The following is a 14,686-nucleotide window of genomic DNA, read 5'->3' on the forward strand; positions in this document are numbered from 1 at the left end:
ATACTATAGTATGGTTATAGCGCTAATGAAAGAGCTATGTAAAGTAGAATTCATTCCTAATAAATGGTAGTTTCCGATTTAAGGTAATAGAGTTATCTACTTAGAGGTATTGCATTTAGTCTATGGTTAGTTATATTTACATAACTATTAACTAACAAAACAAACAACAATGGGACTATTTGACTTCTTAAAGAAGAAAACAACTACTGATCCTCCTCTTGAATGTAATTATGCAGATGTCTGTAATAATCAAGAGGCAGAACATTATTATAAGACAGGTCAACTGGGTAAGCTTTACCTAATAGGTCTTGCTTTTGGAGGTGATGATTCTAATGTTAACATTCTATATGCACCATTAGAAGCTGTCAACCAAAAACAATTAATAGATAAAGAATTAGAAGCCCTTCTACATCAAGGTTTACATCTTCAGTATAGAGCCTTCCCTGAATATAAAGGAGATAGCTTTATCCCTAGTAAAGTCATTATAGAAGTTGATGGTGACCAAACTTATACAAAAGAGATAGATATTTGGTAATAATAAAACAATACCCTGGTTAGTTAAGTCTAACGAGGGTATTGTTTTATTATTCTAAAGAATAATCTTACTATTGACGACCTTCAGTTCATTATGCTCTTTAAGTTTACGGATAGTACGGATGACAGTTTCTACTCTTAAGCCTGTCATATCCGCTATCTCCTGCCTAGTTAGATCCACTGTATATTTCTCATTCGGATTAGTCGTCCATTTAGCTTTTAAATAATTAAGTAATGTCATGATTCTTTTCTCAGCATCTTGGGAAGATATCGTAGGAGCCATTACTTCTTGAAAATATAGTTTATTAGCTAAATTATGTGAGATCTTCAAAAACTCCTCATAATTCTCTTTAAGCATCAAAAGAAAAAGATCTTTAGCTAATATCAGTACCTTCGTTGGCTCTACTGCTATAGCGTTACATATATATTTTTTATCTTAGTACCCGACAAAAATGTTAAATATCTGATTTACAACAAAATAGGCGAGACGTATATTTGTAAAAAAGGCTGATATTCAGTATCTTAAAGGAAAAATTCTCACGTAATGCCTTTAGAAACGAACAACAGCCTAGATTACAAAAGTACAGAACTTTTAACGATATTAAAAGGAGGTTTTAAGGATAAACTCAATTTAGCTAGGATCAGTTTTATTTCCTTATTTATCGTGGCTCTATGCAAAGTAAAGTCAGTCAATTTTACAAATATATCTATAGCATTTGACAACTCAGTTAAAGCAGAAAGTAACTGTAGGCGTATTCAACGTTTTGTTTATGATGCTAAGTTAACATCTGAACTTGTAGCTAAGTTCATCTTTGCTATTCTTCCTAAACAAGATAAATATACCCTTGTTATAGATCGTACAAACTGGAAGTTTGGAAATCAAAACATCAACATACTGATGCTTGGTGTTTGTTACAAAAATGTTGCTTTCCCTTTAATATTTAAGATGTTAGATAAAAAAGGAAACTCAAATACCAATGAGAGAAAAGAACTCATTAATGATTTTATAGAATGGTTTGGAAAAGATTGTATAGAATGCTTATTAGCTGATAGAGAGTTTATTGGAGAACGTTGGATAGAATATTTGAATAACGAAAGAATTAGGTATTATATACGTATTCGAAACAATTTTAAAGTTTATCTACCTCATAAGCAAGAAGATAAATATGCATATCATCTGTTTTACAATTTAAAAGTTGGAGAGTTTAGAGCTTATGAAAAAATTGTGTATCTACATGGACAACTATGTTATCTGTCAGCCACAAAGATAATGACAGATGGCAAAACTGATTATTGTATAATTGTAAGTTTTAATAAACCCGAAAATGCTTCTGAAAAATATAAAGAAAGATGGCAAATAGAAACATTATTTAGAGCAATGAAGTCAAGTGGTTTTAATATTGAAGACACGCATTTAAAGTGTATGAAAAAACTTGAACAGCTCATTATGCTAGTAATGCTTGCACTTGTTTGGTGCTATAAAATTGGAGATTATATCGATACATACATTAAACCTATATCCTTCAAAAAACATAGTAATAGAAGTATTAGTGTAGTAAAATTAGGCCTTGATTACTTGGCTAGACTATTTCATTCTAAAGTTAATCAACTAAATATCAATGTATTTTGTTTTTTGTCGTGTACTTAGATTTTTTATTTAAAAATATAGACCCTTCTCCAAGATTATGTCCTCGTTGATAAAAGCTAAATATAAACTCTTTATTATCATCATCGTATATATTGAGCTTGACCTGACCACTTACTATATAATAATAATAATCAGGAGACATTCCAACTTCGAACAGAAAGTCATCTTTTTCAAAGATAGTTTCTACTGCTCCATAATCAGTTAATATTTTTCCTGTAATCATAGCTACTCAATAATTAAGTTATCCTAAAGATACTTTGATTTTCTATATAATAAAAGCACTTATAAGTATTAAACCATGAGAAAAAAACAATAATTAATTAACTATGATTTTTATCACATTAAAAGAATTCTAATATGTTAAATATAACTACTATATTTTACTACTAAAAACTAAGACTATTTACTACTCATTAGTACGTGAATGTTATTCTTAGCACTTTCCCATTCATCATTTAGAATACTGTAATAAGCTGCATTACGAGTAGTACCATCCTTCTGTATTTTATCCTTTCTTAAAATCCCTTCAAACACACCGCCTATTTTCTCAATTGCTTTTCTAGAACGAAGATTATCATCCTTTGTTTTTAATTGTACTCTATTTGTTTTTAAAACTTCAAAGCAATAGGTTAACAGAAGTAGTTTGCATTCTAAGTTCACGACACTTCCCCAATAATCACAGGTTATCCACGTCCACCCTATTTCTAACTTCTTATCAGCTTCGTGCATTTCGAAGAATTGAGTAGAGCCTATTAGCTTTTTAGTTTGCTTATCTATAATAACAAAGGGATATTGCATGCCATTATCCCTTACCTCCAAAGCCATTCTATATACAGTAAAGAAGGTATCCCTATCAGAACAATCTGATAGTACTTGCTTCCAAAGCTCTTTATCTCCACTTGCTTGATATAATTCTTCTAAGTGATGTTCTTCTAAAGGAACTAGGTCTATTGTTGTTCCTTGTAAAACTGTAGGATAAGGAATCCAGTGTTTTCTATTTGTAGTCATACTCTTTTGCGTTTTTTATATATGTAAGATGATAAATACAGCCTTGGGGTCTATATCGTTTAGATACTTGCTCTTCTGATAGATTATTAATCTCGCTCTTAACTTGCTCAGAAAAAAATTCTATTGTTTTAACCCAGAATAAGTGATAGGCAGATAAACGAAAAGTAATTATACAAAATAGGTCTGAATTAATGATTAAAGCATAGTATAGTATGGTTTAATCATTAATGAAAGAGCTATGAAGTAGAATTACTTTGTAGTATTTGGCTAATGCTAATTCTGGGTTTAATCCATTCTTTTATTAAGTTATCTGTAACCTCCATAGGTATTACAAACTTACCAATAGGGTATATAAGTCTTCTAAATTCTCATTCATAATAGTTGTATTTCTGGGAACTAAAGTAAAGAAAAGATGAGAAAAAACAGATAATCTAAATGAAATATTACATAAAGAAACATAATAGATATCTCAGTCTACATTACTATTACTTGAAGTAAAAAATTAATGACTATTACTGTAAATTAAAAACCCGTAATTTAGCTCATTAATAAAGGTAATCTCTTATGAACTGTACACTGTGTCAAACCCCTTTAGTGACTAAAATAGATGAAGAATACTACATCTGTCCAACTTGTAATGCCTATTTAAAGGATAAGGAACTGTACTATAATCAAGAAAAAGAAAAGAGTCATTACGAATGTCATAATAACGATGTGGATGATATTGGTTATCAGAACTTCACTGCTCCTGTCACGAATGTTATCTTAGACCAATGTACACCTGATATGTTAGGGCTAGATTATGGATGTGGAAAAGGACCTGTAATCACTAAGCAATTACACGATAAAGGATATAAGGTAGATTTATATGATCCTTACTTCTACCCTGATACAACTTATTTAACTAAAGAGTATGGCTATATCTTTAGTTGTGAGGTGTTTGAGCATTTTTATAATCCTAAAGCAGAATTAGAAAAGTTGAATAACATCCTTAAAATTAGTGGATTATTAATTATCAAAACTCATTTATACACTAGTCAAATAGACTTTAAAAATTGGTACTATCGAAAAGATAAAACCCACGTATTTATTTATACTTTTGACACGTTTAAATACGTAGCAGAACAGTTTAACTTTGAGATAGTGACATTAAAAGAGAAATTGGTTGTGCTGAGAAAGAAATAAAGTCAGACGCTTAATATAGTGATCAACTCTTCACATTTCTCTTTCCAGCCATCGTCACCTATCCAAATTCCTTTAACATCAGAATACCTATTAATATCATTTACAGCGTTTAAATCATCATCTAAATGCCAAAATAAGCCACTCCCACCTATTGTATAGCTCTTATCTGCACGATTAGTAAAAATAATATGCTTATGAAGTATACCTATCTCATCTGCTAGATCAAAAAGATCATCATTAGTCTTATCGCCATTCATCACACGAAGCAACTCATTATATCTACCTGTAATGATAAATACTTCTATCCCTTTGGCCACTAACTCTTTGGTATACTGCTGTATTACGGGTTCAGTTAACGTTCCGTCAAAATCAAATGATACTCTCATTCTATTGTTTTTTTGATGTTGTTGAGTTGTAAAGCTCTTTGGTAGTGCGATGTTCTGTTCTTTTGGCATTTAAGTTTACGAAATACCAAAAGAACAAAATCAAAGCAAAATAACTATACCCAAATACCTCTTTTTCCTTTATAAAAACGAATAGTACCAGGCCCTATAAACGCAATAGCTAACGCTGCTAATAGATATAACAAGTTTAACTCTGCATTTAATCCTCCAGTATTAGGGTCTATACCGAAACTTCCCATTCCTTTAACTAAGAATAACGACATAAACATCGTAAATGCAATAATAGAAGAAGATATACGAGTGGCAAATCCTACAAGTAGAAATATAGGTGCTACTATCTCTCCTATAGGCACTCCTATCCATAATAACTCAGGCAGATTATGTGCCTTTAATTGGCTAATAATAAAATCATGTCCATGGATCAACTTGTGTATACCATGGAATATCATTAGTCCACCTACTCCTAATCTAAGGAGAAACTTTCCAAAATCTGCATTCATATTTTATTGTTTTTTTTTGTGATATTGTGATTCTGTTATTTTGTCTTAGTTGGTCTTACCTCTATTTTACTAGGCAATACGCGAGGATTCATTGCTAAGATATCTACGACTAACTGTCCCATATCTTCAGGCTGTATCTTCCAATGGTCAGCATCTGAAGGCTCATGATCATTAAAGTTAGAGGATACAGACCCTGGTAAGATAGTAGTCACCTTTACATCTGCATTTCTAAGATCTAACATTGCAGCTTGTGTAAATCCTACTACACCAAATTTACTTGCATTATAGCCACTTCCATTAGCGAAGAAGTTAATACCCGCTAAACTAGCGATAGATATATAGTATCCTTTGTTTTCTTTTAGCTGTTTGACAGAAGCTTTAAGTGTGTGAAATACCCCTGTAAGGTTAGTATCTATCATCGTATTCCAGTCTTCTAGACTCATATCCTCTACAGATGAGAATATCCCAACCCCTGCATTGGCAATAACGACATCTAACCTACCGAATTTATTTACTATTTGCTCCACGGCAGATACTTCATCTTCATAATTTCTCACATCTGATTGTATAGCCAATACTTGATCACTATATCCTAACTCGTTAATAGCCTCATTAACAGCCTTAAGATTACGCCCTGAGATAGCTACTTTATATCCACTATCTAAGAGAGCTTTTGCTATTCCCTTACCTATTCCCTTTGTTCCTCCTGTTATATAAACTACTTTTTGCATACTTATAGATTTAAGTTTTAAAGGTAATCATTTTCTCTAATTCAACAGAAGTTCATCTAGCAAAACAAGAGAAATTTACGACAGTATTTGGCTACTGATATATTTGGAATTAAATTAGCATCCATAAAAACAACTATAATCAAATTATGAAGAACAAATCATTACTATTCTTTTTAGTAGTAGGGAACATGATGTTTGCACAACGCAACTTCACGATGACTGAGGCTACGATGGGCCTTGGTAGACAATTTGCTACTGAGAGAATTCTTCAGCCCTCTTGGAAAAATGACAATACCTTAAGTTTTGTAACCAAAAATAGAGATAGCCTTTTAATCAAAAGTCAAGCAAATAAATGGGAGTCTCAAACAGCTTTAACAGTTAAACAATTAGAAGAGATTATCAATGCTTCTGCTAAAGGGAGTACCTTTAAGTTAAGAACAATACCTTCTAACCTAACTTGGTTAAATGACAGTGAAGTAGAGTTTTATACAAATGAAAGTACTAACAAGTTAAAGTATTACTTCAAGGTTGACCTAGCTGATAAAAAAGTGGTTAACTCATTCAAATTCGATGCTAAAGGTACGCAACAAATCATCTCTCGCAACGGAGATCACATCGCTTGGTTAGACGATAATAATATCGTAGTTACTACTAATAAAGGGGGGGATGCAAAAGTGACAAATGATCCTGCCCTTGATATTATCAATGGTAATAGCGATACACACCGTAACGAATTTGGTATCAATAAAGGAATGTGGTGGAATCCTAAACAAGACCAACTTCTTTACTATAGAAAAGACCAAAGTATGGTGTCTTCTTACCCTATTATCCAATGGAGTGAACGTGTAGCAACAGTTAAGAATATCAAATACCCTATGGCTGGTATGGCTAATGAGCAAATATCATTAGTGGTATATGATGTCTATACGGGTAAGAAGGTTACACTACAAACAGGAGAAGGAGATAAGTTCCTAACTATGGTTACTTGGGATCCATCAGGTAATTATGTGTATGTAGGAGTGCTTAATAGAGAGCAAAATCACCTAAAAGTTAACCAATACAATACAGCTACAGGTGCTCTTGAGAAAACATTATTTGAAGAGAAATCTAAAGTGTACACAGAGCCTTCTAACAGTTTAGTGTTTGTACCAGGGACTACTGATCAGTTCTTATACTTCTCTGAAGTAGACGGATATAGACAGTTATTCTTATATGACACAACAGGTAAGTTAATCAAAAAACTAGGTTATGAGAACGTTATCGTGAATGAGTTCTTAGGATTTGATGACGATGCTAAGAATCTTTATTACATCGGGGTAACGAACCAAGGATTAGATAGACAACTGTTTAAAACAAACCTTAAGAAAGGTAAAACAGAGCAAATCACTACCTTATCAGGAACGCATAGTGTGGTTCTAAATAAGAACAAATCACTCTTCTTAGACCAATTCAATAACCTTGAGACTCCTAATAAAGTATCTATCGTTAATGCAGAATCTAAGAAAGAGAAGGAAATATTAGTTTCTAAGAACCCTTATTCAGGCGTGGTAACAATGCCTGAGACGAAGTTTACAACGATCACAGCTGCTGATGGTAAAACGCCTCTTAATGCACGTATCATCTACCCTACTAACTTTGACGCTACTAAGAAGTACCCTGTGATGGTGTATGTATATGGTGGACCTCACGCACAGTTAGTAACGAATACTTGGTTAGGTGGCGCTAACTTATTCTTTAACTATATGGCTCAGAATGACTATATCGTCTTTACTGTAGATAGCCGTGGAAGTTTTAACAGAGGACGTGACTTCGAGCAAGTTATCCATAGACAATTAGGTCAAGCGGAGATGGCAGATCAAATGAAAGGAATTGATTACTTAAAATCGCTACCTTATGTAAATCAAGATAAGATAGGTGTATATGGATGGAGCTATGGTGGTTTTATGACGACTACGCTTTCTGTTAATCACCCTGAAGTATTCAAAGTAGGTGTTGCAGGTGGACCTGTGATGGACTGGAAGATGTACGAGATTATGTATGGTGAACGCTATATGGATATGCCTAGCGAGAACCCTGAGGGATACGAGAAAACAAGCCTATTAAACAAAGCTGATAAGATTAATAATAAACTACTTATCATCCATGGAGCACAAGACCCTGTAGTGGTCCAGCAGCACTCTATGGAGTTTATAGAAGCAGCTATTAAAGCGAAGAAACAAGTAGATTACTTCTTATACCCTTCTCACGAACACAATGTACAAGGGATAGATAGAGTGCACTTAAATGATAAGATAGCACAGTATTTCTTTGATTATTTAGAGAAACCTAAGAGTAAATAATATTTTATAATAGAAAAGCCGAGACATAGTTCTTGGCTTTTTTTGTTTTAGTATCTCCTCTTTAAATCACCTATTAGCATACATTAATTATAAAATGATAAAGAGTAGAATGAACATATTATTGTATATTTATTCTACTTAAAGAGTGATATAATTTTATTGAACAAACACATACTTATTAACTAGGTAATCATGAAACGGATTTTAATTATTTTATTAATTATTCCATTATTTATAGGCTGTAAAAAAGACGTTGACTTTAATCAGCTTCAAGTAAAGGACAACCTCTATTACGATAGAGACACTGGAGAAAAGTTTACTGGTAGTGCAAAATCTTATGATAAATACGAAAAGATAGAAAAAGAAGGATCTTTTAAAGATGGAAGAAAAAACGGTGTATTTAAAACTCACTACATTCAAGGATTTGTAGAATCCGAAGAAAATTGGAAAGAAGGAAGAAAAGAAGGTATTAGTAAAACTTTCCATTCAAATGGTACATTATGGAAAGAGTCTAATTGGGTCTTTGGAAATGAAAACGGGGTTTTTAAATCATTTTACCCTAATGAACAATTAGAGTCTGAAGAAAATTGGAAACATGGAGCTAAAGATGGTTTATCAAAATCCTATTATTATGATGGTCAATTATGGATTGAATCTAATTGGGAATCAGGATACAGACATGGCTCTCAAAAAGAGTATTATGAAAATGGACAGCTGAAGCATGAATTCAATTGGATAGAAAATAGTATAGATGGTACTTTTAAAGAGTATTATGAAAATGGACAGTTAAAAGAAATAGGTAGTACACAAGGAGGAATTCGTAAATCTTATTATGAAAACGGTCAGTTAAAGACAGAATCTTACTGGAAAGAAGGCAAAGAAGAAAGTAGTAAATCTTATTCTGAAAACGGGAAATTAAAGACTAAAAAATAGCTAGAATAATATATTCTAACAGATTAATTTTAAGAGCCGAGACTTAGTTCTCGGCTTTTTTATACTATCAATTAGTTTAAAATAACTGCTATATATAAACTAATAGTTTAGATATCACATCTGATTTAAACATTACAATAGTTAACTTTTTATATGTTTACTGAACTTAGTATTTCTATCTCTCTACCAATATTATCTCTTGCTTGCGCTTCGAACTTATCATAATAATATGCTGTTTTAAATATCTTATCCATTGAGATGATATGTTTTAAAACCTTTAATCTCCCCAGATTATAAACATCATCAAGGTAAATCAAATATTCCTTTCTCACCTCTTTAAAATACTTAGTGTATAAATCAAAAGACTGCCCTAATATAGATAAGTCTGCATCTAAGAAGTAATTAATATCATCATTAAGACTTGTCGAATGTGACTTAGTAGCTAGGATTTGAATTTGACACAACTCGATTGTACTTTTAGGAACAGATAGTTGCCTCATTCTATCTAAAGCAATTTCAGCACTACGCTCTTCATTATCAGATTGTAATACATCATAGACTATATCGTGATAAAAAAGCGTAAACAACATAGCATCCCAATTATCTATTTTGTCTTTTATAACAGTTAACTGTAGTAAGATACTTTCTAAATGTATTAGTGTATGATAGTGCCTTCCGACACTAGAATAACTGTTCTCTACTTCTTGCCATAATTCATTGATAAGTAACTTATCTAAAGAATATTTAGTTAGTAGCGACAGGTAGGTATGTTTTAAAGTTGTTGGCATAGGTTAGCTATTTATAAGCAATATACTATTTCTTCTTCAAGAATATTTCGACTTCTACTAATTGATCTAAGAATGCAATATCTCCTTTATCCAAGATAATAACTAAATCACCTATTGAAGGCTTCCCGTGAGAAGACCATATCATAGAAGTATCTCTATTCTTTAATAATTCAGATAAACTAACTTCTTGCTTAGATAGGTTCTCTCCACTAATCTAAACTACTACATCATAAGCATCTAACTTACTTCTGTAATATTCTTCATCTATAGTACCTTTGGGCAGTTTAACTCCCATACTTAAAGCTTCTGCTATAATATCACCTCGTTTAATGGCATTCCCTTCTTCTAATCGTATATTAGTAACGACACTAGGATGTCCAATGTGCTTAACGATATATTCTTCTAATTCGCTATATTTAAGCTTTAAAGAGTCTAAAAATCTATATGTATCTTTAACCTTATTCTCGTCAGATAAACTTTTTGTTTTCTTAAACTCCTCTATTTGTTTATCTAATACTAGTAGTAAACGTTTATTTTCATTTAGATAAACAGCTCTATCTTCTTGACTACCATATTTTAGTACCATCACTGTTGCGATGTCATCACCTACTTTTAAACTTTGATTTTCTTTTATATGAATACTCTTTATACTATGATTTCCTTGATGAAGTGATCGAAGAGATTCTTTATTTAATGTTACTATTCTAATCTGTATTTTATTCTGTTGATTTAATACGCTATAATTACTTGAAACACTATGAGCTAACACACTACTAAGCAATAGAGTTATTAAAGTCATTGTCCTTTTAACATTCTTTAGACAACATAATTCTTGTTTTATCATAATACAGTTTTTCTATATATAATAATACATAAATATTTTTTACTTAACAAATCCACATATAAATCATTTAAAAACAGTTATTTATATTTTATCTAGCACCTCTCTAGAAAGCAAAAAAAAGGTCGCCCTATTAAGGCAACCTTTTTCTTAGTTTGTAGTTTGTAAATTGTATATAGGACAATAAATTAATTATTTCCTTTAGCGTAATCAGCTAAGAATTGAGCTAATCCGTTATCTGTCAATGGGTGTTTTAGAAGACCTGTGATCGCACTTAAAGGCCCTGTCATTACATCAGCACCTAACTTAGCACAGTTAACGATGTGCATAGTGTGACGTACAGAAGCAGCTAAGATTTGAGTCTCATATCCGTAGTTATCATAGATAAGACGGATGTCTTCGATTAATACCAATCCATCAGTAGAGATATCATCTAATCTTCCGATAAATGGAGATACATAAGTAGCACCTGCTTTAGCTGCTAATAAAGCTTGTCCAGCAGAGAATACTAATGTTACATTAGTTTTGATCCCTTTAGAAGAAAAGTATTTACACGCTTTTACTCCTTCTTTAGTCATTGGTAATTTTACTACGATCTGAGGATTAAGTGCAGCTAACTGCTCTCCTTCTCTAATCATTCCTTCGTAATCTACAGAAATAACCTCTGCACTTACATCACCTTCTACTATTTCACAAATAGCTTTGTAGTGATTTAAAATGTTTTCTGCCCCTGTGATTCCCTCTTTAGCCATTAAAGAAGGGTTAGTTGTTACTCCATCTAACACTCCAAGTGCCTCAGCTTCTCTAATTTGATCCAAATTAGCTGTGTCAATAAAAAACTTCATAATGATATATCTTATATTATGTTATGTTGTAGCTCAAAAGTACGATATAAATCTCTCTAAACGATGATTTGTTAAGAGTTTTTATTCACACTTTATAATCTTTATATATCAGCAAGATAAAAGGTCTTTTGTTGCTTGATCTTTTTGTCTCTTCTAAAAGAATAATCTCTTAAACCTATATTCAAAAAACAAAATCACAACATCACAAAAAAACCTTATTTTATCTTATAGTGTTTCATCAACATCTTCTCATACATCTTACCCGGTAATATCTTCTTCAATATAAGTGAGAACTTCTGAAGTGGCTCCCCTACTACATATCTCACTTTTGGTTTTGGCGTATTGATAATCGTGTGTATTGCTTTAGCCATCTCGATAGGATCACCTCCACTATCCACGTGTTCATCCATCATATCTAAAGACATTTGATATACCTCTTTATAAGCCGAATCTTCTAATACAGGCGCGTGATAACGTCCTGCAGCTATATTTGTAGCGAAGTCACCTGGAGCCACGTTAGTCACCTCTACATTGAATGGTTTTAACTCCATACGCATCGCTTCAGTAATCAACTCTAACGCCCCCTTAGACGAGGAATAAACTCCTCTAAACGGCAATCCCATATACCCTGCTATCGACGTTACATTAATGATCAATCCTGATCGTCTCTCTCTCATAAACGGCAACGCGGCTTTCATCACCTCAATAGGCCCGAATACATTCGTCTGAAAGTTGTTTAAAATATGTTCAGCAGGCACCTCTTCTATTGGCCCTGTGATTCCTACTCCTGCATTATTAATTAAGACATCTATTCGACCTTCTATAGCTATAACTTCCTTAATAGCAGACTGAATACTCGCTGTATCGCGAACATCTAGACGGACTAATGGAATCTTTGAATCTACTACCTTCTCTGGATTTCTACTTGTACCATATACCTTACACCCTTGTTGTGTCAAGTACTCACCTACACTCTTACCTATACCGGAAGAACCTCCTGTAATAAAAACGATTTTACTCATTGTGTTTTTTTGATTTAAAACAAAGATAAAAAAACTATAGCTATCTTATACTAAAACTATAGCAAACCACACTGAATGCTTATCTTTACAACAAACACAATTTGAATAAATACGATGAACCTATATAAAATAAGCTTAAGCCTTCTAGTTATCACCCTTTCTCTTACAGGATGTAAAACATCAAGTACAGCAGTAGAATCTATTCAGACTACAGCTGATTATTGGCAAATGATATCTGCGGATTCTATGGCTGTTAATCTAAAAGTATTGACTTCTGACAAATTTGAAGGAAGAAGAACGGGTGAACCTGGACAAAAGAAAGCAACCGAGTATTTAGTCAACTTCTATCAATCACATCATATCACTTATCCAAAACAAGCTACTAGTTACATTCAGCCTGTACCTGCCAAATTTATGAGAGGTGCAATGATGCGCCTTAAAGACAGTGAGAATGTAATGGCATTTATAGAAGGTAGTGAAAAATCAGAAGAAGTACTAGTCATCTCAGCTCACTTTGACCATATGGGAATATTACTTGACAAAATCTACTATGGTGCTGATGATAATGGATCAGGTACTGTAGCGGTAATGGAAATGGCTAGAGTCTTCAAATCATTAGAAAAACAAGGTATCAGACCTAAGCGTTCTGTACTGTTTTTACACCTTACAGGAGAAGAGTTTGGGCTATTTGGCTCTAAATATTATGTTGCCAATCCTATCGTTCCATTAGAGAATATCATCGCTAATATCAACATTGATATGATCGGACGTGAAGATAAGAAATACGCAGGTAAAGAAGATTATATCTATGTCATCGGAGCGGATAAGCTAAGTCAAGACCTACATAAGATGTCCGAATCTGCTAATGCTAATTCTGTCAATGTGACGCTAGACTATACCTATAACGACGAAAAGCACCCTGATCAATACTACTATCGTTCTGATCATTATAGTTTCGCAGAGAAAGGGATACCAGCAATGTTTTACTTTAACGGAACACATAATGACTATCACCAACCAAGTGATACCTATGACAAGATTAGTTTCCAGAAGCTAAAGACTCGTACACAGCTGGCCTTCGCTACTGCCTGGACAATCTTAAATGCTAAGGATAAACCAAAACTAGACAAGTAATGAAGATGTTCTGGATAAAGACAATAGATATCGTGCTATTTCTATTGTGTACGACCAACTTAATTTTGTGGATAATGAGAGGACTTTATGTAATAGAGACCAATACATCAGAGCCTTTTAAATGGGTATTCGAAGAAGCTTATGATCCGATGCTTTATGCGCTATTCATCTTGCCTGTACTAGTCATCGCTACGATGATTAATAGAAAGTTCTCAATACAATCCTTTACCTTTTTATCATTAAAATGTTTAGTGATTAACTTCTTTTTAATATTTGTGTTGAGGTAATAGTGAAATGTAATCATAAGATATATTCCTACACTTTAATTCTCTCTAATTTCTTTAGATTAATCTGAAGTATAAAAGGTATCCCAATAATCAAGAACCTTATTTTGATTATTAATTAGATTTTACAAAACACATAAGAAGTAAAATCTATACCTCCTCCTTGTTACACATCCCTAGACTAGATGGTTTAGTATTTTCTTGGGTATTCCTTGAGGAGCCCTTGGACCTTTCTTTGAAGAAAAGCCCTTCTTGGCAATAATACTACTAGTAATCCCTTAGAAAGTGCAAGCGAAACGCTAATTATTGATTTATAAACAGGTAAATTAGTACTCTATATTTAGATGAATGTAATAGTTATTTTATCGAACTGAGATTCTAAATACAATAGAGCTATTTACTTAAATCATAGTACTCTCATTAGTCTTTCTGACAAAACTACTCTAACTGCACAAATTATCTACCTGTGTATCAGACTCAAAGCTTGTCT

The 14,686-nt window shown here is 32.7% G+C and carries 17 protein-coding genes; 7 read left to right on the forward strand and 10 right to left on the reverse strand.

What is annotated here, in order from left to right:
- Positions 1-169 precede the first annotated feature (169 nt).
- Entirely contained in the window at positions 170-535 is a 366-nt protein-coding gene (locus LNQ81_RS15050) for a DNA/RNA non-specific endonuclease (protein ID WP_229948122.1), read from the forward strand.
- Between the two features lie 54 nt (positions 536-589).
- On the opposite strand, the gene LNQ81_RS15055 is transcribed toward LNQ81_RS15050, so the two are convergent.
- Positions 590-892 carry a helix-turn-helix domain-containing protein gene (locus LNQ81_RS15055; protein WP_229948123.1) on the reverse strand — a complete coding sequence of 101 codons (303 nt, stop codon included), beginning with the start codon at positions 890-892 and terminating at the stop codon, positions 590-592.
- A gap of 186 nt (positions 893-1,078) precedes the next feature.
- Between LNQ81_RS15055 and LNQ81_RS15060 the strand changes: the two genes are divergently transcribed.
- On the forward strand, positions 1,079-2,182 hold the full coding sequence (locus tag LNQ81_RS15060; protein WP_229948125.1) for an IS4 family transposase: 1,104 nt from the start codon (positions 1,079-1,081) through the stop codon (positions 2,180-2,182).
- Here the strand turns inward: LNQ81_RS15060 and LNQ81_RS15065 are convergent.
- A complete protein-coding gene (locus tag LNQ81_RS15065) occupies positions 2,151-2,405 on the reverse strand; it encodes a Crp/Fnr family transcriptional regulator (RefSeq protein WP_229948127.1) in 255 nt (84 codons plus the stop codon). The genes LNQ81_RS15060 and LNQ81_RS15065 overlap by 32 nt on opposite strands.
- A 176-nt stretch (positions 2,406-2,581) precedes the next feature.
- Entirely contained in the window at positions 2,582-3,190 is a 609-nt protein-coding gene (locus LNQ81_RS15070) for a GNAT family N-acetyltransferase (protein ID WP_229948131.1), read from the reverse strand.
- 564 nt (positions 3,191-3,754) lie between these two features.
- Between LNQ81_RS15070 and LNQ81_RS15075 the strand changes: the two genes are divergently transcribed.
- Complete coding sequence (locus LNQ81_RS15075) at positions 3,755-4,375, forward strand: class I SAM-dependent methyltransferase (protein WP_229948133.1); 621 nt, start codon at positions 3,755-3,757, stop codon at positions 4,373-4,375.
- A 2-nt stretch (positions 4,376-4,377) separates the two neighbouring features.
- Here the strand turns inward: LNQ81_RS15075 and LNQ81_RS15080 are convergent, their stop codons facing one another.
- From LNQ81_RS15080 to LNQ81_RS15090, 3 genes are all read right to left on the reverse strand, one after another.
- Positions 4,378-4,761: a Cof-type HAD-IIB family hydrolase gene (locus LNQ81_RS15080; RefSeq protein WP_229948135.1), complete on the reverse strand. Its 384-nt coding sequence runs from the start codon at positions 4,759-4,761 to the stop codon at positions 4,378-4,380.
- Between the two features lie 113 nt (positions 4,762-4,874).
- On the reverse strand, positions 4,875-5,279 hold the full coding sequence (locus LNQ81_RS15085) for a DoxX family protein (RefSeq protein ID WP_229948137.1): 405 nt from the start codon (positions 5,277-5,279) through the stop codon (positions 4,875-4,877).
- Positions 5,280-5,314: 35 nt separating this feature from the next.
- Positions 5,315-6,010, reverse strand: coding sequence for an SDR family oxidoreductase (locus LNQ81_RS15090; RefSeq protein ID WP_229948140.1), 696 nt, complete (start codon positions 6,008-6,010; stop codon positions 5,315-5,317).
- A gap of 146 nt (positions 6,011-6,156) precedes the next feature.
- Between LNQ81_RS15090 and LNQ81_RS15095 the strand changes: the two genes are divergently transcribed.
- Positions 6,157-8,349, forward strand: coding sequence for a S9 family peptidase (locus LNQ81_RS15095; protein WP_229948142.1), 2,193 nt, complete (start codon positions 6,157-6,159; stop codon positions 8,347-8,349).
- A 192-nt stretch (positions 8,350-8,541) separates the two neighbouring features.
- On the forward strand, positions 8,542-9,282 hold the full coding sequence (locus tag LNQ81_RS15100; protein WP_229948144.1) for a toxin-antitoxin system YwqK family antitoxin: 741 nt from the start codon (positions 8,542-8,544) through the stop codon (positions 9,280-9,282).
- 149 nt (positions 9,283-9,431) lie between these two features.
- Here the strand turns inward: LNQ81_RS15100 and LNQ81_RS15105 are convergent, their stop codons facing one another.
- From LNQ81_RS15105 to LNQ81_RS15120, 4 genes are all read right to left on the reverse strand, one after another.
- Positions 9,432-10,070 carry an HD domain-containing protein gene (locus tag LNQ81_RS15105; RefSeq protein ID WP_229948146.1) on the reverse strand — a complete coding sequence of 213 codons (639 nt, stop codon included), beginning with the start codon at positions 10,068-10,070 and terminating at the stop codon, positions 9,432-9,434.
- Positions 10,071-10,284: 214 nt separating this feature from the next.
- On the reverse strand, positions 10,285-10,914 hold the full coding sequence (locus LNQ81_RS15110; protein WP_229948154.1) for a hypothetical protein: 630 nt from the start codon (positions 10,912-10,914) through the stop codon (positions 10,285-10,287).
- A 185-nt stretch (positions 10,915-11,099) separates the two neighbouring features.
- Entirely contained in the window at positions 11,100-11,756 is a 657-nt protein-coding gene (fsa, locus tag LNQ81_RS15115) for a fructose-6-phosphate aldolase (protein WP_121964738.1), read from the reverse strand.
- Between the two features lie 215 nt (positions 11,757-11,971).
- Positions 11,972-12,778, reverse strand: a complete 807-nt coding sequence (locus LNQ81_RS15120; RefSeq protein ID WP_229948156.1) for an SDR family oxidoreductase — start codon at positions 12,776-12,778, stop codon at positions 11,972-11,974.
- 114 nt (positions 12,779-12,892) lie between these two features.
- Here LNQ81_RS15120 and LNQ81_RS15125 point away from each other — a divergent pair, with 114 nt between their 5' ends.
- Both LNQ81_RS15125 and LNQ81_RS15130 read left to right on the forward strand, forming a co-directional pair.
- Complete coding sequence (locus tag LNQ81_RS15125; protein WP_229948157.1) at positions 12,893-13,912, forward strand: M28 family metallopeptidase; 1,020 nt, start codon at positions 12,893-12,895, stop codon at positions 13,910-13,912.
- Positions 13,912-14,199 carry a hypothetical protein gene (locus LNQ81_RS15130; protein ID WP_229948158.1) on the forward strand — a complete coding sequence of 96 codons (288 nt, stop codon included), beginning with the start codon at positions 13,912-13,914 and terminating at the stop codon, positions 14,197-14,199. Before LNQ81_RS15125 ends, LNQ81_RS15130 begins: the two co-directional genes overlap by 1 nt.
- Positions 14,200-14,686 lie beyond the last annotated feature (487 nt).

It is taken from the genome of Myroides oncorhynchi, assembly GCF_020905415.1.
GTDB classification, from domain to species: Bacteria; Bacteroidota; Bacteroidia; order Flavobacteriales; family Flavobacteriaceae; genus Flavobacterium; species Flavobacterium oncorhynchi_A.